At 69.9% G+C, this 14,518-nt stretch carries 12 protein-coding genes; 6 read left to right on the top strand and 6 right to left on the bottom strand.

The features are described 5' to 3' along the window. The 4 genes from B0W88_RS22345 to B0W88_RS22330 form a co-directional block, all read left to right on the top strand. On the top strand, positions 1-1,173 hold a 1,173-nt coding region (locus B0W88_RS22345; RefSeq protein WP_077036838.1), incomplete at its 5' end, for an MFS transporter. Then, positions 1,170-2,312 carry an ABC transporter substrate-binding protein gene (locus B0W88_RS22340; RefSeq protein WP_077036837.1) on the top strand — a complete coding sequence of 381 codons (1,143 nt, stop codon included), beginning with the start codon at positions 1,170-1,172 and terminating at the stop codon, positions 2,310-2,312. The genes B0W88_RS22345 and B0W88_RS22340, both read left to right, overlap by 4 nt. After that, on the top strand, positions 2,309-2,773 hold the full coding sequence (locus B0W88_RS22335; protein WP_083748980.1) for a VOC family protein: 465 nt from the start codon (positions 2,309-2,311) through the stop codon (positions 2,771-2,773). The genes B0W88_RS22340 and B0W88_RS22335 overlap by 4 nt, the downstream gene beginning before the upstream one ends. Next, on the top strand, positions 2,770-3,522 hold the full coding sequence (locus B0W88_RS22330; protein ID WP_083748979.1) for a substrate-binding domain-containing protein: 753 nt from the start codon (positions 2,770-2,772) through the stop codon (positions 3,520-3,522). Before B0W88_RS22335 ends, B0W88_RS22330 begins: the two co-directional genes overlap by 4 nt. Here B0W88_RS22330 and B0W88_RS22325 read toward each other — a convergent pair. Then, positions 3,511-4,008, bottom strand: coding sequence for a hypothetical protein (locus tag B0W88_RS22325; RefSeq protein WP_077036836.1), 498 nt, complete (start codon positions 4,006-4,008; stop codon positions 3,511-3,513). The two genes, B0W88_RS22330 and B0W88_RS22325, sit on opposite strands and share 12 nt — an antisense overlap. A 106-nt stretch (positions 4,009-4,114) precedes the next feature. Between B0W88_RS22325 and B0W88_RS22320 the strand changes: the two genes are divergently transcribed. Further along, positions 4,115-5,035: a LysR family transcriptional regulator gene (locus B0W88_RS22320; protein ID WP_077036835.1), complete on the top strand. Its 921-nt coding sequence runs from the start codon at positions 4,115-4,117 to the stop codon at positions 5,033-5,035. Here the strand turns inward: B0W88_RS22320 and B0W88_RS22315 are convergent. Genes B0W88_RS22315 through B0W88_RS22295 form a run of 5 tightly spaced genes read right to left on the bottom strand, consistent with a single transcriptional unit; the run spans position 5,032 to position 13,264 of the window. Next, on the bottom strand, positions 5,032-7,023 hold the full coding sequence (locus B0W88_RS22315) for an acetoacetate--CoA ligase (protein ID WP_077036834.1): 1,992 nt from the start codon (positions 7,021-7,023) through the stop codon (positions 5,032-5,034). The genes B0W88_RS22320 and B0W88_RS22315 overlap by 4 nt on opposite strands. Beyond that, a complete protein-coding gene (locus B0W88_RS22310) occupies positions 7,020-7,913 on the bottom strand; it encodes an alpha/beta fold hydrolase (RefSeq protein WP_077036833.1) in 894 nt (297 codons plus the stop codon). Before B0W88_RS22310 ends, B0W88_RS22315 begins: the two co-directional genes overlap by 4 nt. A 4-nt stretch (positions 7,914-7,917) precedes the next feature. Continuing rightward, positions 7,918-9,693 carry an ABC transporter substrate-binding protein gene (locus B0W88_RS22305; protein ID WP_077036832.1) on the bottom strand — a complete coding sequence of 592 codons (1,776 nt, stop codon included), beginning with the start codon at positions 9,691-9,693 and terminating at the stop codon, positions 7,918-7,920. Next, complete coding sequence (locus tag B0W88_RS22300; RefSeq protein WP_077036831.1) at positions 9,690-11,480, bottom strand: ABC transporter substrate-binding protein; 1,791 nt, start codon at positions 11,478-11,480, stop codon at positions 9,690-9,692. Before B0W88_RS22300 ends, B0W88_RS22305 begins: the two co-directional genes overlap by 4 nt. Further along, positions 11,477-13,264 carry an ABC transporter substrate-binding protein gene (locus B0W88_RS22295; protein ID WP_077036830.1) on the bottom strand — a complete coding sequence of 596 codons (1,788 nt, stop codon included), beginning with the start codon at positions 13,262-13,264 and terminating at the stop codon, positions 11,477-11,479. The genes B0W88_RS22300 and B0W88_RS22295 overlap by 4 nt, the downstream gene beginning before the upstream one ends. A gap of 134 nt (positions 13,265-13,398) precedes the next feature. Here B0W88_RS22295 and B0W88_RS22290 point away from each other — a divergent pair, with 134 nt between their 5' ends. Next, positions 13,399-14,337 (top strand): ABC transporter permease, encoded by a 939-nt coding sequence (locus tag B0W88_RS22290; RefSeq protein ID WP_077036829.1) that lies wholly within the window; start codon positions 13,399-13,401, stop codon positions 14,335-14,337. The last annotated feature ends 181 nt before the right edge of the window (positions 14,338-14,518 follow it).

Raw genomic sequence — 14,518 nt, 5'->3', positions numbered from 1 at the left:
ACGCTGAGCACGATCGGCGTGTCGATGGCCTATCCGATCCTGGCGCCGATCTTCGTCGGCGGACCGGCCGACGGCTTCACCCGCTTCGCCGGCCTGGACCCGCGGCTGCTGATGGGCCTGGCGCTGGCGGCCAACCCGGCGGGCATCCTGGTGGGCAGCCTGTTCATCGGTCCGCTGTCGGACCGCTACGGCCGGCGTGCGCTGCTCACCTTCACGCTCAGCGCCTGCTTCGCCGGCTACCTGCTGACCGCCTTCGCGCTGCAGCAGCGCTGGTACCTGCTGTTCGTGCTCGCCCGCTTCGCCACCGGCCTGACTGAAGGCAACACCGCCGTGGCCCGTGCGCTGCTGGCCGACCTGGGCGAGCAGGGCGTGGACCGCACCAAGGCCTTCGCCTGGCTCAATGCCTGCCTCTACATGGGCTGGCTGCTGGGGCCGCTGGTCGGCGGGCTGACGCTGCCGCTGGGCGAGACCGTGCCCTTCATGCTGGCCGCCGTGGCGATGCTGCCCTGCCTGGTCGTGCTGCAGCTGGCGCTGCCGGGCCAGCCGGCGCACGGCGGGCCGCTGCACCTGCTGCGCTCGATGCGCGAGCAGCAGTCGCTGGGCCTGCTGGCGCGCGACCCGCGACTGGTGCCGCTGTTCCTGCTGCAGCTGGCCTACACGCTGGGCATCAATGCGCTGTACGAGTTCTCCCCGCTGTGGCTGCTGGAGCAGCTGGGCCTGGGCAGCGTGGGCATCGCCTGGGTGACGGCGGCGCAGTGCGCGGCGATGACGCTGGCCAGCCTCGTCGCCGGGCGGCTCTCGCGCGGCAAGCCGCGGCTGGAGCGGGCCGGGCAGGCGGCCCTGCTGTCGGCTGTCTGCATCGTGCTGCTGGCCGCGGCGCCGGGCTGGCTGGGGCCCGTGTGCATCATCGGCGCCGGGGCCGCGCAGTCGCTGTACAACGCGGTGCTGCCGGCCTGGATGTCGGAGCGCTTCGCCGAGCACGGCCAGGGCCGAGTGATGGGCCTGCTGACCACCACCTTCTGCCTCGCCAACGTGGCCATTGCGCTGATCGGCAGCGGGCTGGCGCTGTTCTCGGTGCGGGCGGTGATGGGCGTGGGCGGGGCGGTCTGCGTGGTCGCGGCGCTGGGCCTGATGCGGCATGCGCGTTCGGAGGCTATCCTCCGGGCACCATGAAAAGACACTTCCTCTGTGCGCTCCTGGCCTCGCTGGCTTTCGCCGCTAACGCCGAAACCGTACGCATCGGCGTGATCACCTCGGCCAGCGGCCCGACCGCCGTGGTGGGCATCCCGCAGAAGAACAGCGCCGCCCTGCTGCCGAAGAAGATCGGCACGCTGGACGTCGAGTACACCGTCTACGACGACGGCTCCGATTCCACCCAGACCGTCGCGCTGGTGAAGAAGCTGCTCAGCGAGCAGAAGGTGGACGCGATCATCGGCCCCTCCGGCTCGCCCAATGCGATGGCGGCGCTGCAGTTCGTGGCCGAGGCCAAGACGCCGCTGCTGGCGCCGGTGGGCACCACCGCCGTCGTGCTGCCGATGGACGAACAGAAGCGCTGGGTCTTCAAGACCACGCAGAACGACGCGCTGATCTGCGAGGCGCTGGTGGCGCACATGGTCAGAAAGGGCGTGAAGACGGCCGGCTTCATCGGCTTCGGCGATGCCTACGGCGAGTCCTGGCACCGCGTCTTCGTGCCGATGATCGAGAAAGCCGGCATCCGGCTGGTGGCCGACGAGCGCTACCAGCGCACCGACCAGAGCGTGATCGGCCAGGCGCTGAAGATCATCGCGGCGCGGCCGGACGCGGTGCTGGTCGGCGCCGCCGGCGGCCCCACGGTGCTGCCGCAGACGACGCTGGTCGAGAAGGGCTACAAGGGTCAGGTCTATCAGACCCACGGCGCCGCCACACCCGACTTCGTCCGCCTGGGCGGCAAGGCGGTGGACGGCGCGGTGATGGCCGCCAGCCTGATGCTGGTGCTGGACGAGGTGCCGGACGCCAACCCCTCGAAGAAGCTGGCGCTCGACTACATCGGCGGCTACGAGAAGCTCTACGGCAGCAAGCCCGCCACCTTCGGCGCCAATGTCTACGACGCCGGCCTGCTGCTGCAGCGCGCGCTGCCCGAGGCGGCGAAGAAGGGCCAGCCCGGCACCGAGGCCTTCCGCGTGGCGCTGCGCGATGCGCTGGAAGGACTGCACGAAGTCGTGGGCACGCAGGGCGTCTACACGATGAGCCCGGCCGACCACTCGGGCTTCGACCGGCGCGGCCGCGAGCTGATGCAGCTGCAGGGCGGCACCTGGCACCGGGTGGCGGAATGAGCACGATCAAGCGGCTGCTGGCCGGCACGGTGCTCGCCCTGGCCACCCTCGCGGGCCAGGCGGCCGACAGCACCGGCGCCGGCCACATCACCGGCGTCGGCGGCATCTTCTTCAAGGCAAAGGATCCGAAGGCGCTGGCCGCCTGGTACCGCGACGTGCTGGGCCTGCCGGTGCAGCCCTGGGGCGGCGCGATCCTGCGCTACGAGGCGCCGCAGCATCCGCCAGCGCTGGCCTGGAATGCCTTCCCGGCCGGCACCAAGTACTTCGCGCCCTCGGACAGCGCCTTCATGATCAATTACGCGGTCGACGACATGGACGCGATGCTGGCGCGGCTGGAGGCCAAGGGCGTGGCCGTGCTGAAGCGCAGCGACGACGACGCCAACGGCCGCTTCGCCTGGGTGCTGGACCCCGAAGGCAACAAGGTGGAGCTGTGGCAGCCGAAAGCCCCGGCCACGCCATGAACGGGATCACGCGCCGGTCCTCGCTGCTGCTGCTCGCGGCTCTCTCTTCCCATGCCGGCGCCGCGCCGACGCTGAGCATCCTCACGGCCGGTGCGTTCCGGCAGGTCGTGCTGGCGCTGGCCCCGTCCTTCGAGAAGCGCACCGGCATCACGCTGAAGATCGACGGCGACACCGCCGGCGCCCTCGCCCGCCGCGTGCAGGCCGGCGAGGCCTTCGACCTGCTGTTCGCCCCGCCGGCCGCACTGGCCGCGCTGCCGCCCGGCGCGGTGGACCCGGCCAGCGTCCGGCCGCTGGCCAGGGTCGGCATCGGCCTGGCGGTGAAGGCGGGCGCGGCCCATCCGCCGCTGGAGACCGCCGCGCAGTTCAAGGCCGCCCTGCTGGCCGCCGGCAAGGTCGCCTACGTCGACCCGGCGGCCGGTGGCACCAGCGGCATCTACCTGGAGCAGTTGTTCGAGCGGCTCGGCATTGCGGAGGCGATGCGGCCCCGGGCGGTGAAGGTCAAGGGTGGACTCGCCGCCGAGCGGGTGGCCGCCGGCGAGGCCGACATCGCCGTCCAGCAGATCAGCGAGCTGATGACGACGCCCGGTGTCGAGCTGGCCGGCCCGCTGCCGGCGGAGCTGCAGAGCTACACGGTCTATGCCGGCGCCATCGCCGCGCGCAGCGGGCAGGCCGCGGCGGCGCAGGCCTTCCTCGATGCGCTGGCCGGTGCCGCGGAGCTGATCGCCAGCAAGGGCATGTCACTGCCCTAGAGTCCTGCGGCCTCGCAGCACCAGCACGATCGCCGCCAGGTGCGTGATCATCAGCAGCGGCACATAGATCACCGGCACCGGATAGAGCACCCCCAGCCGGCCCGCCATCTCGGGCAGGCCCAGCTGGACGGCATGCACATAGTCGCCGATCAGGTCGGCCAGCCCCGCGACGTTGAAGGCCGCCACGAACAGCCAGAACAGCGGCCGCACCCGATACGCCGCCAGCGCGGCCAGGGCCAGCAGCCCGGTGGCGAGGTCGCCATACGCTGCGTAGCCGGCGAAGCTGGCAGGCAGGTCGGGACTCACCACGCCGGGCATCAGGAAGGCCAGGCCGAAGAAGCGGAAGCCGTGCAGCGTGGCGATGGCGCGGTGGGCGTCGGCGGCCTCCATCGCCCGCAGCCGCGGCCAAAGGTAGGTGCGGAAACAGAGCAGCCAGGCGGCATAGCCAAGGATCAGGTGGAGCTGGAAAAGCAGGGCGGGTGTCATGGGCGTTGCGGTCCGGGATCGGTGCGAGATGCGAGATGCGAGATGCGATATCGAAACGATAGGACGGCTTGATTCCATCGACTAGCCGGCATAATTTTCATGAACCATGAAGCCTGACTACGCAATCGACCGAGGCGCGCTGGACGGCGTCGAGGCCTTTCTTCGTGTCGCGACGCGGCGCAGCTTCCGGCAGGCGGCCGCCGACCTCGGGGTCACGCCGTCCGCCATCAGCCAGACGGTGCGCGCGCTGGAGGCGCGCATCGGTATCGCGCTGCTGACGCGGACGACGCGCAGCGTCGGCCTCACCGAAGCCGGCGAGCGCTTCTTCGACCGCGCGAGCCCGGCCTTCGACGAGATCCTCGCCGCGCGCGATGCGGCGCGCGGCCTGGCCGATCGTCCCTGCGGCCTGCTGCGGCTGGCGGTGCCGCGCTCCGTGGTGTCACTGCTGCTGCAGCCCGTGCTGGCCTCGTTCGCGCAGGCCTTTCCCGAGGTGGTCGTGGAGATCGCGGCGAGCGAGGAGCTGGTGGACCTGGCGCGGGACGGTTTCGACGCCGGCATCCGGCTGGGCGAGTTCGTCGCGGCCGACATGGTCGCCGTGCGCCTGACACCGTCCCTGCGCTACGCGATCGTCGCGAGCCCCGCCTACCTGGATCGCCGCGGGCGGCCCTCGCGGATCCAGGAGCTGCGCGACCATGCCTGCGTGCGCATGCGGCGCGCCAGCGGGGCCTTCGCGCCGTGGCGTCTCCGGGACGATGGACAGGAGGTCGAGCTGGCCGTGGACGGGCCGGTGGTCGTCAACGATTTCCCGACGATGCTGGCCGCGGCGCTGGGCGGCGTCGGCCTGGCGCAGCTGCCCGAGCCGGTCGCCGCGCAGGACCTGCGAGCCGGCCGGCTCGAGGAAGTGCTGCCCGCCTACGCATCGACGACGCTGGGCGTCTTCCTCTACCACCCGGGGCGACGGCAGGTGCTGCCGAAGCTGCGCGCCTTCATCGACCATGTCCGCGCCCACATGGCGACGGGGGCTTAGCGCCGTCCCGCGGCGAAGCGCAGGAACCAGTCCACCGCCTCGGCATTGGCCATCGCGTCGCGCTTCATCACCGCCTCGGGTGTGGCGCCCAGCAGCAGCTTGCGGATCGGCAGCTCCATCTTCTTGCCGGACAGCGTGCGCGGGATCGCCGGCACCTGGTGGATCTCGTCGGGCACATGCCGGGCCGACAGCGCCGCGCGGATGGCCGCCTTCAGCCGGGCCTGCAGTTCGTCGTCCAGCACCACGCCTTCGCGCAGCTGCACGAACAGCGGCATGAAGCTCTCGCGGCCCAGGTATTCGAGATCGACGACCAGGCTGTCCAGCACCTCCGGCAGCGCCTCGACCGCGCGGTACAGCTCGGCCGTGCCCATGCGGATGCCGTGGCGGTTGATGGTGGCGTCGGAGCGGCCGTAGATGATGCCGCCGCCCTCGGGGGTTATGCGCAGCCAGTCGCCGTGGCGCCAGACGCCGGGGTACATGTCGAAGTAGCTGTCGCGATAACGGCTCATCCCAGCGTCATCGCCCCAGAAGTACAAGGGCATCGAGGGCAGCGGCCGGGTGCAGACCAGCTCGCCGACCCGGTCCAGCAAGACCTGACCCTGCTCGTCGAAGGCATGGACCGCCGCGCCCAGCGCGCGGCACTGCATCTGGCCGCGGATCGTCGGCAGCGTCGGGTTGCCGGTCAGGAAGGCGCCGGCGAAATCGGTGCCGCCGGCGATGATGCAGATCCAGATCTCGCGGCCACCGGGCTGCTTCGGGCAGCGTTTCCAGAGCCAGTCGTAGCACTCGTCCGCCAGCGGCGAGCCGGTCGAACCGACGGCGCGCAGCGCGGACAGGTCGCCCTCGCGCTGCGGCTCGACGCCGGCCTTCATGCAACTGGCGTGGAAGGCGGCGCCGGCGCCGAGGAAAGTGGCGCGCGACAAGGCCGCGAAGCGCCACAGCGTGCCCCAGTCGGCCGCGCCGCGCGGCCCGCCCGGGCTGCCGTCGAACATGCAGACCGTGGTGCCACCCAGCAGCGCGGCCAGCTGCACGTTCCACATGATCCAGCCGGTGGAGCTGTACCAGTGCAGGCGGTCCTCGGGGCCGAGGTCCATGTGCAGCACGCCGCAGACCATCATCTCCAGCAGGATGCCGCCATGGCCGTGGACGATGGGCTTGGGCAGGCCGGTGGTGCCGCTGGAGTAGACGATCCACAGCGGGTGGTCGAAGGGCAGCATCTCGGGCTCGAAGTCCGCGCCCTGTTGCTCCAGCAGCACGTTGCCGAAGGGATGGGCCTGGCAGCGCGGCGTGGCGAGCTGCGCCTCGCCCAGGGCCGCGGGCAGGTCCAGCACCGGCACCAGCAGCAGGTGCTCGACGCTCTCCAGCCCGGCCAGCAGTTCGGCGACCACCGGCGTGCGGTCGATGCGCTGGCCGGCGTTGACATAGCCGTCGGCGGCGATCAGCACCTTGGGCTCGATCTGGCGGAAGCGGTCCAGCACCGCCAGCGGCCCCATGTCCGGCGAGCAGACGGACCAGACCGCGCCGATGCTGGCCACGGCCAGGCAGGCGACGATGGTCTGCGGAATGTTCGGCAGGTAGGCGGCGACCCGGTCGCCGCGCTGCACGCCCAGCGCCTTCAGCCCCGCCGCCAGCGCCGCGACCTGGCGCCGCAGCTCGGGCCAGCTCGTCTCCTGCAGCGCGCCGTGCGAGAGCAGCTGCTCGTTGGCGAAGACGATGGCGGGCCGGTCTTCGACCTTGTCCGCATGGCGCAGCGCCTGGGCGGCGAAGTTCAGCGTGGCGCCGCGGAACCACACGGCGCCGGGCATCCGCTCCTCGCACAGCGCGGCCTCGAAGGGCGTGCCGGACTGCAGGTCGAAGTAGTCCCAGACGCTGCGCCAGAAGGCGTCGAGCTCGGTGACGGACCATTGCCACATCTCGGCATAACTGCCGAACTCGACGCCATGGCGTTCGCGCAGGAAGCGCTGGTAGTGCTCGATCTGATGGCTCATCGCCGGCTCGCCTCCAGGATGCCTGCCGTGAAGCGCGGCCACAGCGCCTCGGGCAGATCGTGGCCCATGCCGGGGATCAGGTCCAGCGTGGCATGGCCGATGCGGCGTGCCAGGTCTTGCCCGTGGGCCACCGGCACCAGCGGATCGGCCTCGCCATGGATGATCGCCACCGGCAGGTCGCGCCCGATCGCGCCCAGCCGGGCGGCACGCGAGGGCCCGTCCGCGGTGATCGCCACCAGCTGCCGCGCCGAGCCGCGCGGGTTGGTGCCGCCACGCGCCAGCGAGGCGCCGATGATGGCGCGCATCTCGGCCTCGCTCGTCGGGTAGCCGGGGCTGCCGATCTCGCGGAACAGGCGCAGGTAGTAGTCGGTCACGCTCACCGGATCGCGCGGATCGGACGGCTTGCCCATCATCGTGGCGGCCACCTTCAGCGTCGGCGGCGGCAGGCCGCGCGCGCCGCTGCTGGTCATCAGCAGGGTCAGGCTCTTCAGCCGGGCGCTGTGGTCCAGCGCCAGGTGCTGGGCGATCATGCCGCCCATCGAGGCGCCGCAGACATGCGCCTGCGCGATGCCCAGCGCGTCGAGCAGGCCCACCGCATCGCGCGCCATGTCGGCCAGCGTGTAGACGCTCGGCACCGGCAGGCGCAGCAGGTGCTGGAAGGCAGCCATGCCGACGCTGGGCTTGGGCAGCTCGTCGAAGCGCTGCGACAGGCCCATGTCGCGGTTGTCGAAGCGGATCACGCGGAAGCCCGCGCGCACCAGCTGCTCCACGAAACCCAGCGGCCAGGCGGTCAGCTGCATGCCCAGGCCCATGATCAGCAGCAGCGGCTCGCCGTCGACCGGGCCGTGGTCTTCGACTTCGAGGGTGATGCCGTTGGCGGAGATCTGCATGGGTTCAGTGCGCCTCGATGTCCACGTATTGCCAGAACTCGACGGCGAACTTGGGCCGGCGGTAGCCGACGACCCAGGGCCAGGCCATGTCGTTGACGATGCGGTGCACATGGAACTTGGCCGGCATCTGCGCGACAAGGATGCGCTTGGCCTCGCGGAACAGGGCCTCGCGCTCGGGGCCGTCGGGCAGGCTCTGCATCTTCTCGTAGAGCGCGTCGTAGGCGGCGTTGCTGAAGTCGCCGAGGTTGGCGGCGTGGAAGGCGGGCGTGTAGAAGTGCTGCAGCGCGTCGGCGCCGTCGGCGCGGTCCGAGGTCTCGCCGAGGAACCACATCATCAGCTTGCCGGCGCGCGCGGCCTTCAGGTTCTCGGGCCACTTGGCAGTGGGGAAGCTGGTGCGCACATGGATGCGCTCCATGTTGATGCGGAACATCTCGTCGTAGGAGCGCGAGAGCGAGTCCGGCTGCGTGGCCCAGGCCAGCACCAGCGGCGAGCCGTCGGGCATCTCGCGCCAGCCGTCGCCGTCGCGGTCCACATAGCCGTACAGGTCCAGCAGCGCGTTGGCGCGGGCCGGGTCGAAGTCGCTCATCTCGCTCTTGAAGGCCGGGTCGTAGCCGCTGGTGCCGGGCATCACCACCGACTGCGCCGGGATCGCCTGCCCGCGGCGCAGCAGGCGGATCTCGCGGCCGGCGTCCCAGGCCAGCGAGATCGCGCGGCGCAGCGCCACCTTGTCAGCCGTGTAGCCGCCCACCGTCGGGTCTTCGAGGTTGAAGTAGGTATAAGCCACGTCGGAAGCCAGCGTGCGGAACAGCTGCACGCCGCGCTTGCCCAGGTTGGGCGCGATCCTGCCGTTGGGCAGGCCGATGTTGACGAACTCCGGCGGCACCCGGTCGATGAAGTCGAACTGCCCGTTCAGGAAGGACAGCCAGCGCGGCTGCGACTCCTCGATGATCGAGACCTCCACCCGGTCGATCATCGGCAGGCGCCGGCCGTGCAGGCGCTTGGCGATGGCCTGGCCCTGGGCATCGTCGGCCGCCGGCTGGGCGTCGTAGTAACGCTCGCGATAAGCGGTATTGCGGTCCAGCGCGATCAGCGAGTTGCGCCGCCATTCCTTCAGCACGAAGGGGCCGGTGCCCACCGGGTGCGCCATCGTGTCGCCCGGGTGGGCCTCGATCACCTCGCGCGCCACCGCGCCGTAGAGGTCGCTGCGGGACAGCACCTGCGCCAGCCGCGGCCGCGGCTCGGTGGTGCGCAGCTGCAGCGTGTAGCGGTCCAGCGCGCGCAGGCCCGGCATCGGCGTGTCGTAGTCGAAGGGCTTCTTCGTCTTCAGCGCGGCCTGGCGCCGCTCGTTCAGGCCCAGCAGGCCCAGTTCCTCCAGCGGCGTCCACATGGGGCTGTTGGTGGCCGGGTCGGCGAAGCGCTGCAGGCTGTAGACGTAGTCCTGCGCCACCAGCTCGCGCGGCTTGCCCTTGAAGGCCGGATCGTCGGTGAAGAAGATGCCGGGGCGGATGTGGATGGTGAAGCTGCGGAAGTCGGCGCTGGTCTCGGGCAGGCCTGAAGCCGTCAGCGGCAGCATGCGCACCGGGTCGCGGGCCAGCGGGTCGTAGCAGAACAGCGCCTCGAAGATGTGCGAGGCGACGATGCGCGAGTAGTCGTCGGAGATCTGCGCCGGGTCGAAGCCGGTCTCTGCGATCAGGAAGGCGTAGCGCAGGACCTTGTTTTCGGCCTGGGCGGGCTGCGCCAACGACAGGGCGAGCAGCAGCGTGAAGAGCAGTCGTTTCATGAAGAAGAAGAGATGTCGATGTACTGCCACCAGTCCTGCCAGAACAGCGGGCGGCGGAAGCCGATCACTTCGCGCGCGGCCATGTCGGTGATGATGCGGTGGCCGCGCGATTTCAACGGCTCCCAGGCGGCCTGGATGCGCTTGGCCTCGCGGAACAGGGCCGCCCGCTCGGGCCCGTCGGGCAGCGACTGCATCTGCTGGTAGAGGCGGTCGTAGCGCGGGTCGACGAAGCGCGGGAAGTTGAAGGTGCCGGCGGCCGGGCCATAGAGCAGTTGCAGCGCGCCGATCGCATCGGGTTGCGCGGCGGAGAAGGCGACGTCCCAGATCATGTACTGCGCCGCCTGCGCGGCCTTCAGGTTCTCGGGCCACTGCTTGACCGTCAGCTTGAGCCTGAGCCCCAGCGCGCGCATGCTGCTGTCCCAGACCTCGTCGACCTGGCGCGAGAGCCCGTCGGCCTGGGTGCGGCGCTCCAGCATCAGCGGGCTGCCGTCGGGCTGCTCGCGCCAGCCGTCGCCGTCGCGGTCCACATAGCCGTAAAGGTCCAGCAGCGCGCGGGCGCGGTCGGGGTCATAGTCGCCCATCTCGGACTTGTAGGCCGGGTCGTAGCCGCTGGTGTGCGGCTGCACCATCGACTGCGCGACGATCGCCTGCCCGCGCCGCACCTGCTGCAGCTCGCGCGGCACGTCCAGGCCCAGGCCGATCGCGCGGCGCAGCGCCACCTTCGCCGGCTCGATGCCGCCGACTACCGGGTCGTTCATGTTGAACAGCGTCAGCATCACGTCCGGCGCCAGCGTGCGGAAGGCCTGCATGCCGCGCTTGGCCAGGTTCGGCGCCAGCTTGCCGTGCGGCATCGCCTGGCTGATGAAGTCCTCGGGCACCCGTTCGACGAAGTTCTGCTCGCCGCTGAGGAAGGCCAGCCAGCGCGGCTGGTTCTCCTCGATGATGACCACCTCCACCTGGTCCACCATCGGCAGGCGGCGGCCCTTGAAGCGGGCCAGCAGGGCCTGGCCCTCGGCGTCGTCGGCGGCGGGCTGGGCCTCGTAGTAACGCTCACGATAAGCGGGGTTGCGCTCGAACACGATCTGCGAGCTGCGCCGCCAGCTCTTGAGCCGGAAGGGCCCGGTGCCGACCGGATGCTCGCCCAGCTTGTCGCCGTAGAACTCCACCACCTCGCGCGCCACCGCACCATAGAGATCGCTGCCGGCCAGCACCAGTTCCATCAGGCGCGGGCGCGGCTGCTCGGTGCGGAACTGCAGCGTGTAGCGGTCCAGCGCGCGCACGCCCTCGATCGGCGCGGCGTAGTCGAAGGGCTTCTTTCCCTTGATCGCCTTCTGGCGCTGCGCGGCCAGGCCGATGAAGCCTGCATCCTCGTACTGCACCCAGGCCTGGGCCTGCAGCGCCGGGTCGGCATAGCGCTGGATGCTGTAGACGAAATCGTGGGCGGTGACCTCACGCCGCTGGCCCTTGAAGGCCGGGTCGTCGGCGAAGCAGATGCCCTGCTTCAAGCGGACCGTCCAAGTGCGGAAGTCCTCGCTGATCTCGGGCATCGCCTCGGCGATCAGCGGCACGATCTTCGCCGGGCGGGCCAGCGGGTCGTAGGTGTAGAGCGCCTCGTAGATGTGGCCGGTGAGGATGCGCGAGTAGAGGTCGCTCAGGCGCGGCGGGTCGAATCCGGTCTCGGCGACGCGGAAGGCATAACGCAGCACCTTGACGGATTCATCCGCCGTCGCCGCCGCGCCTGCCAGCAGGGCGGGCAGGGTCAGCAGGGAGCGGCGGCGTATCGTCATGATGATGCAGGCTTGCCCTCGATGTCCACGTACTGCCAGAAGTCGCGCATGAACAGGTTGCGTTTGTAGCCGATCACCCAGGGCTGCAGCATGTCCGTGAAGATCCGGTGCACATGGCCCTTCAGCGGCATGTAGGCCACCATCAGGCGCTGCATCTGCTCGATCAGCGCCTGGCGCTCGGGGCCGTCGGGCAGGCCCTGCTGCTTCAGGTACAGCGCGTTGTAGGCCGGCAGGTCGAAGCGCGAGTGGTTGGCCTGGCCCTTGTTGGGGCCGTAGCCCAGGCCGAGGAAATCGTCGGCATCGGGGATCGAGGCGCTCCAGCTGACGCCCCACATCATCAGCTTGCCGGCACGCGAGGCCTTCAGGTTCTCGGGCCACTGGGCGATCTTGAACGTCACGCGGATCTTCAGCGCATCCATGTTCTTCTGCCACAGCTCGGCCAGCTGGCGGCTCTGGCCGTCGGGCTGGCTGGCCAGCTCGATGACCAGCGGCTTGCCGTCGGGCTGCTCGCGCCAGCCGTCGCCGTTGCGGTCCACATAGCCGTAGAGATCCAGCAGCGCGCCGGCGCGGGCGCGGTCGAAGTCGCTCATCTCGGACTTGAAGCCCGGCTCGTAGCCCATCGTGCCTGGCGCGACGACGCCTTGCGCCGGCACCGCCTGGCCGCGGCGCACCAGGCGGATCTCCTGCGCGTTGTCGTAGGCCAGCGAGATCGCGCGGCGCAGCGCCACCTTGGCCGGCTCGTAGCCGCCGACCAACGGGTTCTCCATGCCGAAGTAGGTGCTGAGGTAGTCGGCCCGCGCGTAGCGGTCCATGCGGATGCCGCGCTTGGCGAGGTTGGGCGCCAGGTGGTTGTGCGGCATCGCGATGATGGCGAAGTCCGACGGCACCTCGTCGATCATGTCGGCCTCGCCGTTCAGGAAGGCCAGCCAGCGCGGCTGCGACTCCTCGATGATCGAGATCTCCACCCGGTCCACCAGCGGCAGGCGCTTTCCCTTCAGCCGCGCGGCTTCGGCGATCAGGCGCGGGTCGGCATCGGCGGGCGGGGTCTCGTCGTAGAAGACCTCGCGGTAGTTCGGGTTCTTCGTGAAGGCCACGCGCGAGCTGCGCCGCCATTCGGCCAGCTGCCAGGGCCCGGTGCCGACCGGGTGCTCCATGATGTGATCGGGCCCGTAGGCCTCGACAACCTCGCGCGCCACCGCGCCCATCATCACGTCGGCGAACCAGTAGATCAGCCGCGGATTGGCCTGCGCGGTGCGGACGCGATAGGTGTAGCGGTCGACCTGCTGCAGGCCCTCGACCGGGCGGTCGTAGTCGAAGGGCTTCTTCGTCTTCTGCGCCTCGGCGCGCAGCTCCGACAGGCCCAGGATGCCGACGCCCTCCAGCACGTAGAGGTTGCCGCTCTTGGTGACCGGGTCGTAGTGGCGCTTCAGCGCGTAGATGTAGTCCGCCGCGGTCAGCTCGCGCTTCCTGCCCTTGAAGGCCGGATCGTCGGCGAAATGGATGCCGGGTCTGATGCGGATCGTCCAGGTCTTGAAGTCGGCCGAGACCTCGGGCATCGCGGCGGCGGTGTTGGGCTTGAGCTGGTAGGGGCGGGCCAGGTAGGCGTACTTCAGCGGCGCATCGAAGATGTTCGCCGCCATCGTGCGCGAATAGAGGTCGCTGATCTGCGCGGGGTCGAAGCCGGTCTCGGCGATGCGGAAGGCATAACGCAGCACCTTGACGGGCTCGGCGCTTGCGGACCACGCAAGCAGCAGCGACATGAGCAGGACGAGGACACGCAGCATCGGGACAGGGGCTCCGGCGAAGCCGCCGAGTCTAGAGGCTCGCCGCAACCCGCCGGGCAGGGCAAACATGCATGAGCCGCGATGTTGCACTGCACTAGACTCGGCCGCTGTTTTTGCCTCCTGGAGACCCGCTCGTGGCGGCCTACCTGATCCGACGCCTGTGGCAGATGATCCCGACCCTGCTGGGCGTCGTGCTGCTGGTGTTCTTTTTGTTCAAGTATTTCGGCAGCGACCCGGCCGTGGTGCTGGGCGGGCTGAACGCGAGCCCCGAGACGATCGAATCGATCCGCGAGCAGCTGGGCCTGAACAAGCCGGTCTGGGAGCAGCTGTGGATCTTCATCAAGCAGATCGTCAGCTTCGACTGGGGCCGCAGCTGGGCCACGCGCGAATCGATCGGCCATCTGTTCGCCACCCGCATGCCGGCCACGCTGACGGTGATGATCCCGATCCTGCTGATGCAGGTGCTGCTGGCGATCCCCTTCGCGCTGGCGGTAGCCTATGTGCGCGGCAGCCTGACCGACCGCGCGGTGATGATGCTGTCCACCGTGGCAGTGAGCATCTCGCTGCTGGTCTACGTGATCCTGGCGCAGTACTTCTTCGCCTTCCGCCTCGGCTGGTTCCCGGTGCAGGGCTGGAGCGACAGCACCTGGACCAATCTCAAGCAGTACGCGCCGCTGCCGGTGCTGACGGTGGTGATGGTGGCGCTGGCGCCGGAGATCCGCCTGTTCCGCAGCTTCTTCCTCGACGAGCTGGGGCATGACTACGTGCGCACCGCGCGCGCCAAGGGCATGGGCGAGCGCACCGTGCTGTTCAAGCATGTGCTGCGCAACGCGATGATGCCGATCCTCACCAACGTCTCGGTGGCGCTGCCGGGCGTGTTCGTCGGCTCCTTCCTGATCGAGGTGTTCTTCTCGATCCCCGGCCTGGGCCGCGAGATCCTGCTGGCGGTGAACCGCGCGGACTACCCGGTCATCCAGGCCTTCTCGATCTACCTGGCCTTCCTGACGATGGTGGTCAATCTCATCACCGACATGCTCTACAAGCTGGTCGATCCTCGGGTGGTGCTGAAGTGAGACAGCCAATGCAAGGCCTATCGCGGGGAGCGCAAGGCGGCGGGGTGCCCCATAGCTTCGTGTCCCCCGGCCGCTGCGCGGCCTCCTCCTTTTACCTGCGCTATGGGGCACCCCGCCACCTTGCTTCGCCGAGCCCGACAAACGGTGGTTTGCCTCGGGGCATGGGTGGGGGCGGCCACGT

This window comes from Pelomonas sp. KK5 (genome assembly GCF_001984095.1).
Classification (GTDB): domain Bacteria; phylum Pseudomonadota; class Gammaproteobacteria; order Burkholderiales; family Burkholderiaceae_C; genus KK5.
Note: the sequence above shows the minus strand (reverse complement) of the source record. Positions and strands in the feature narration are given on the sequence as shown.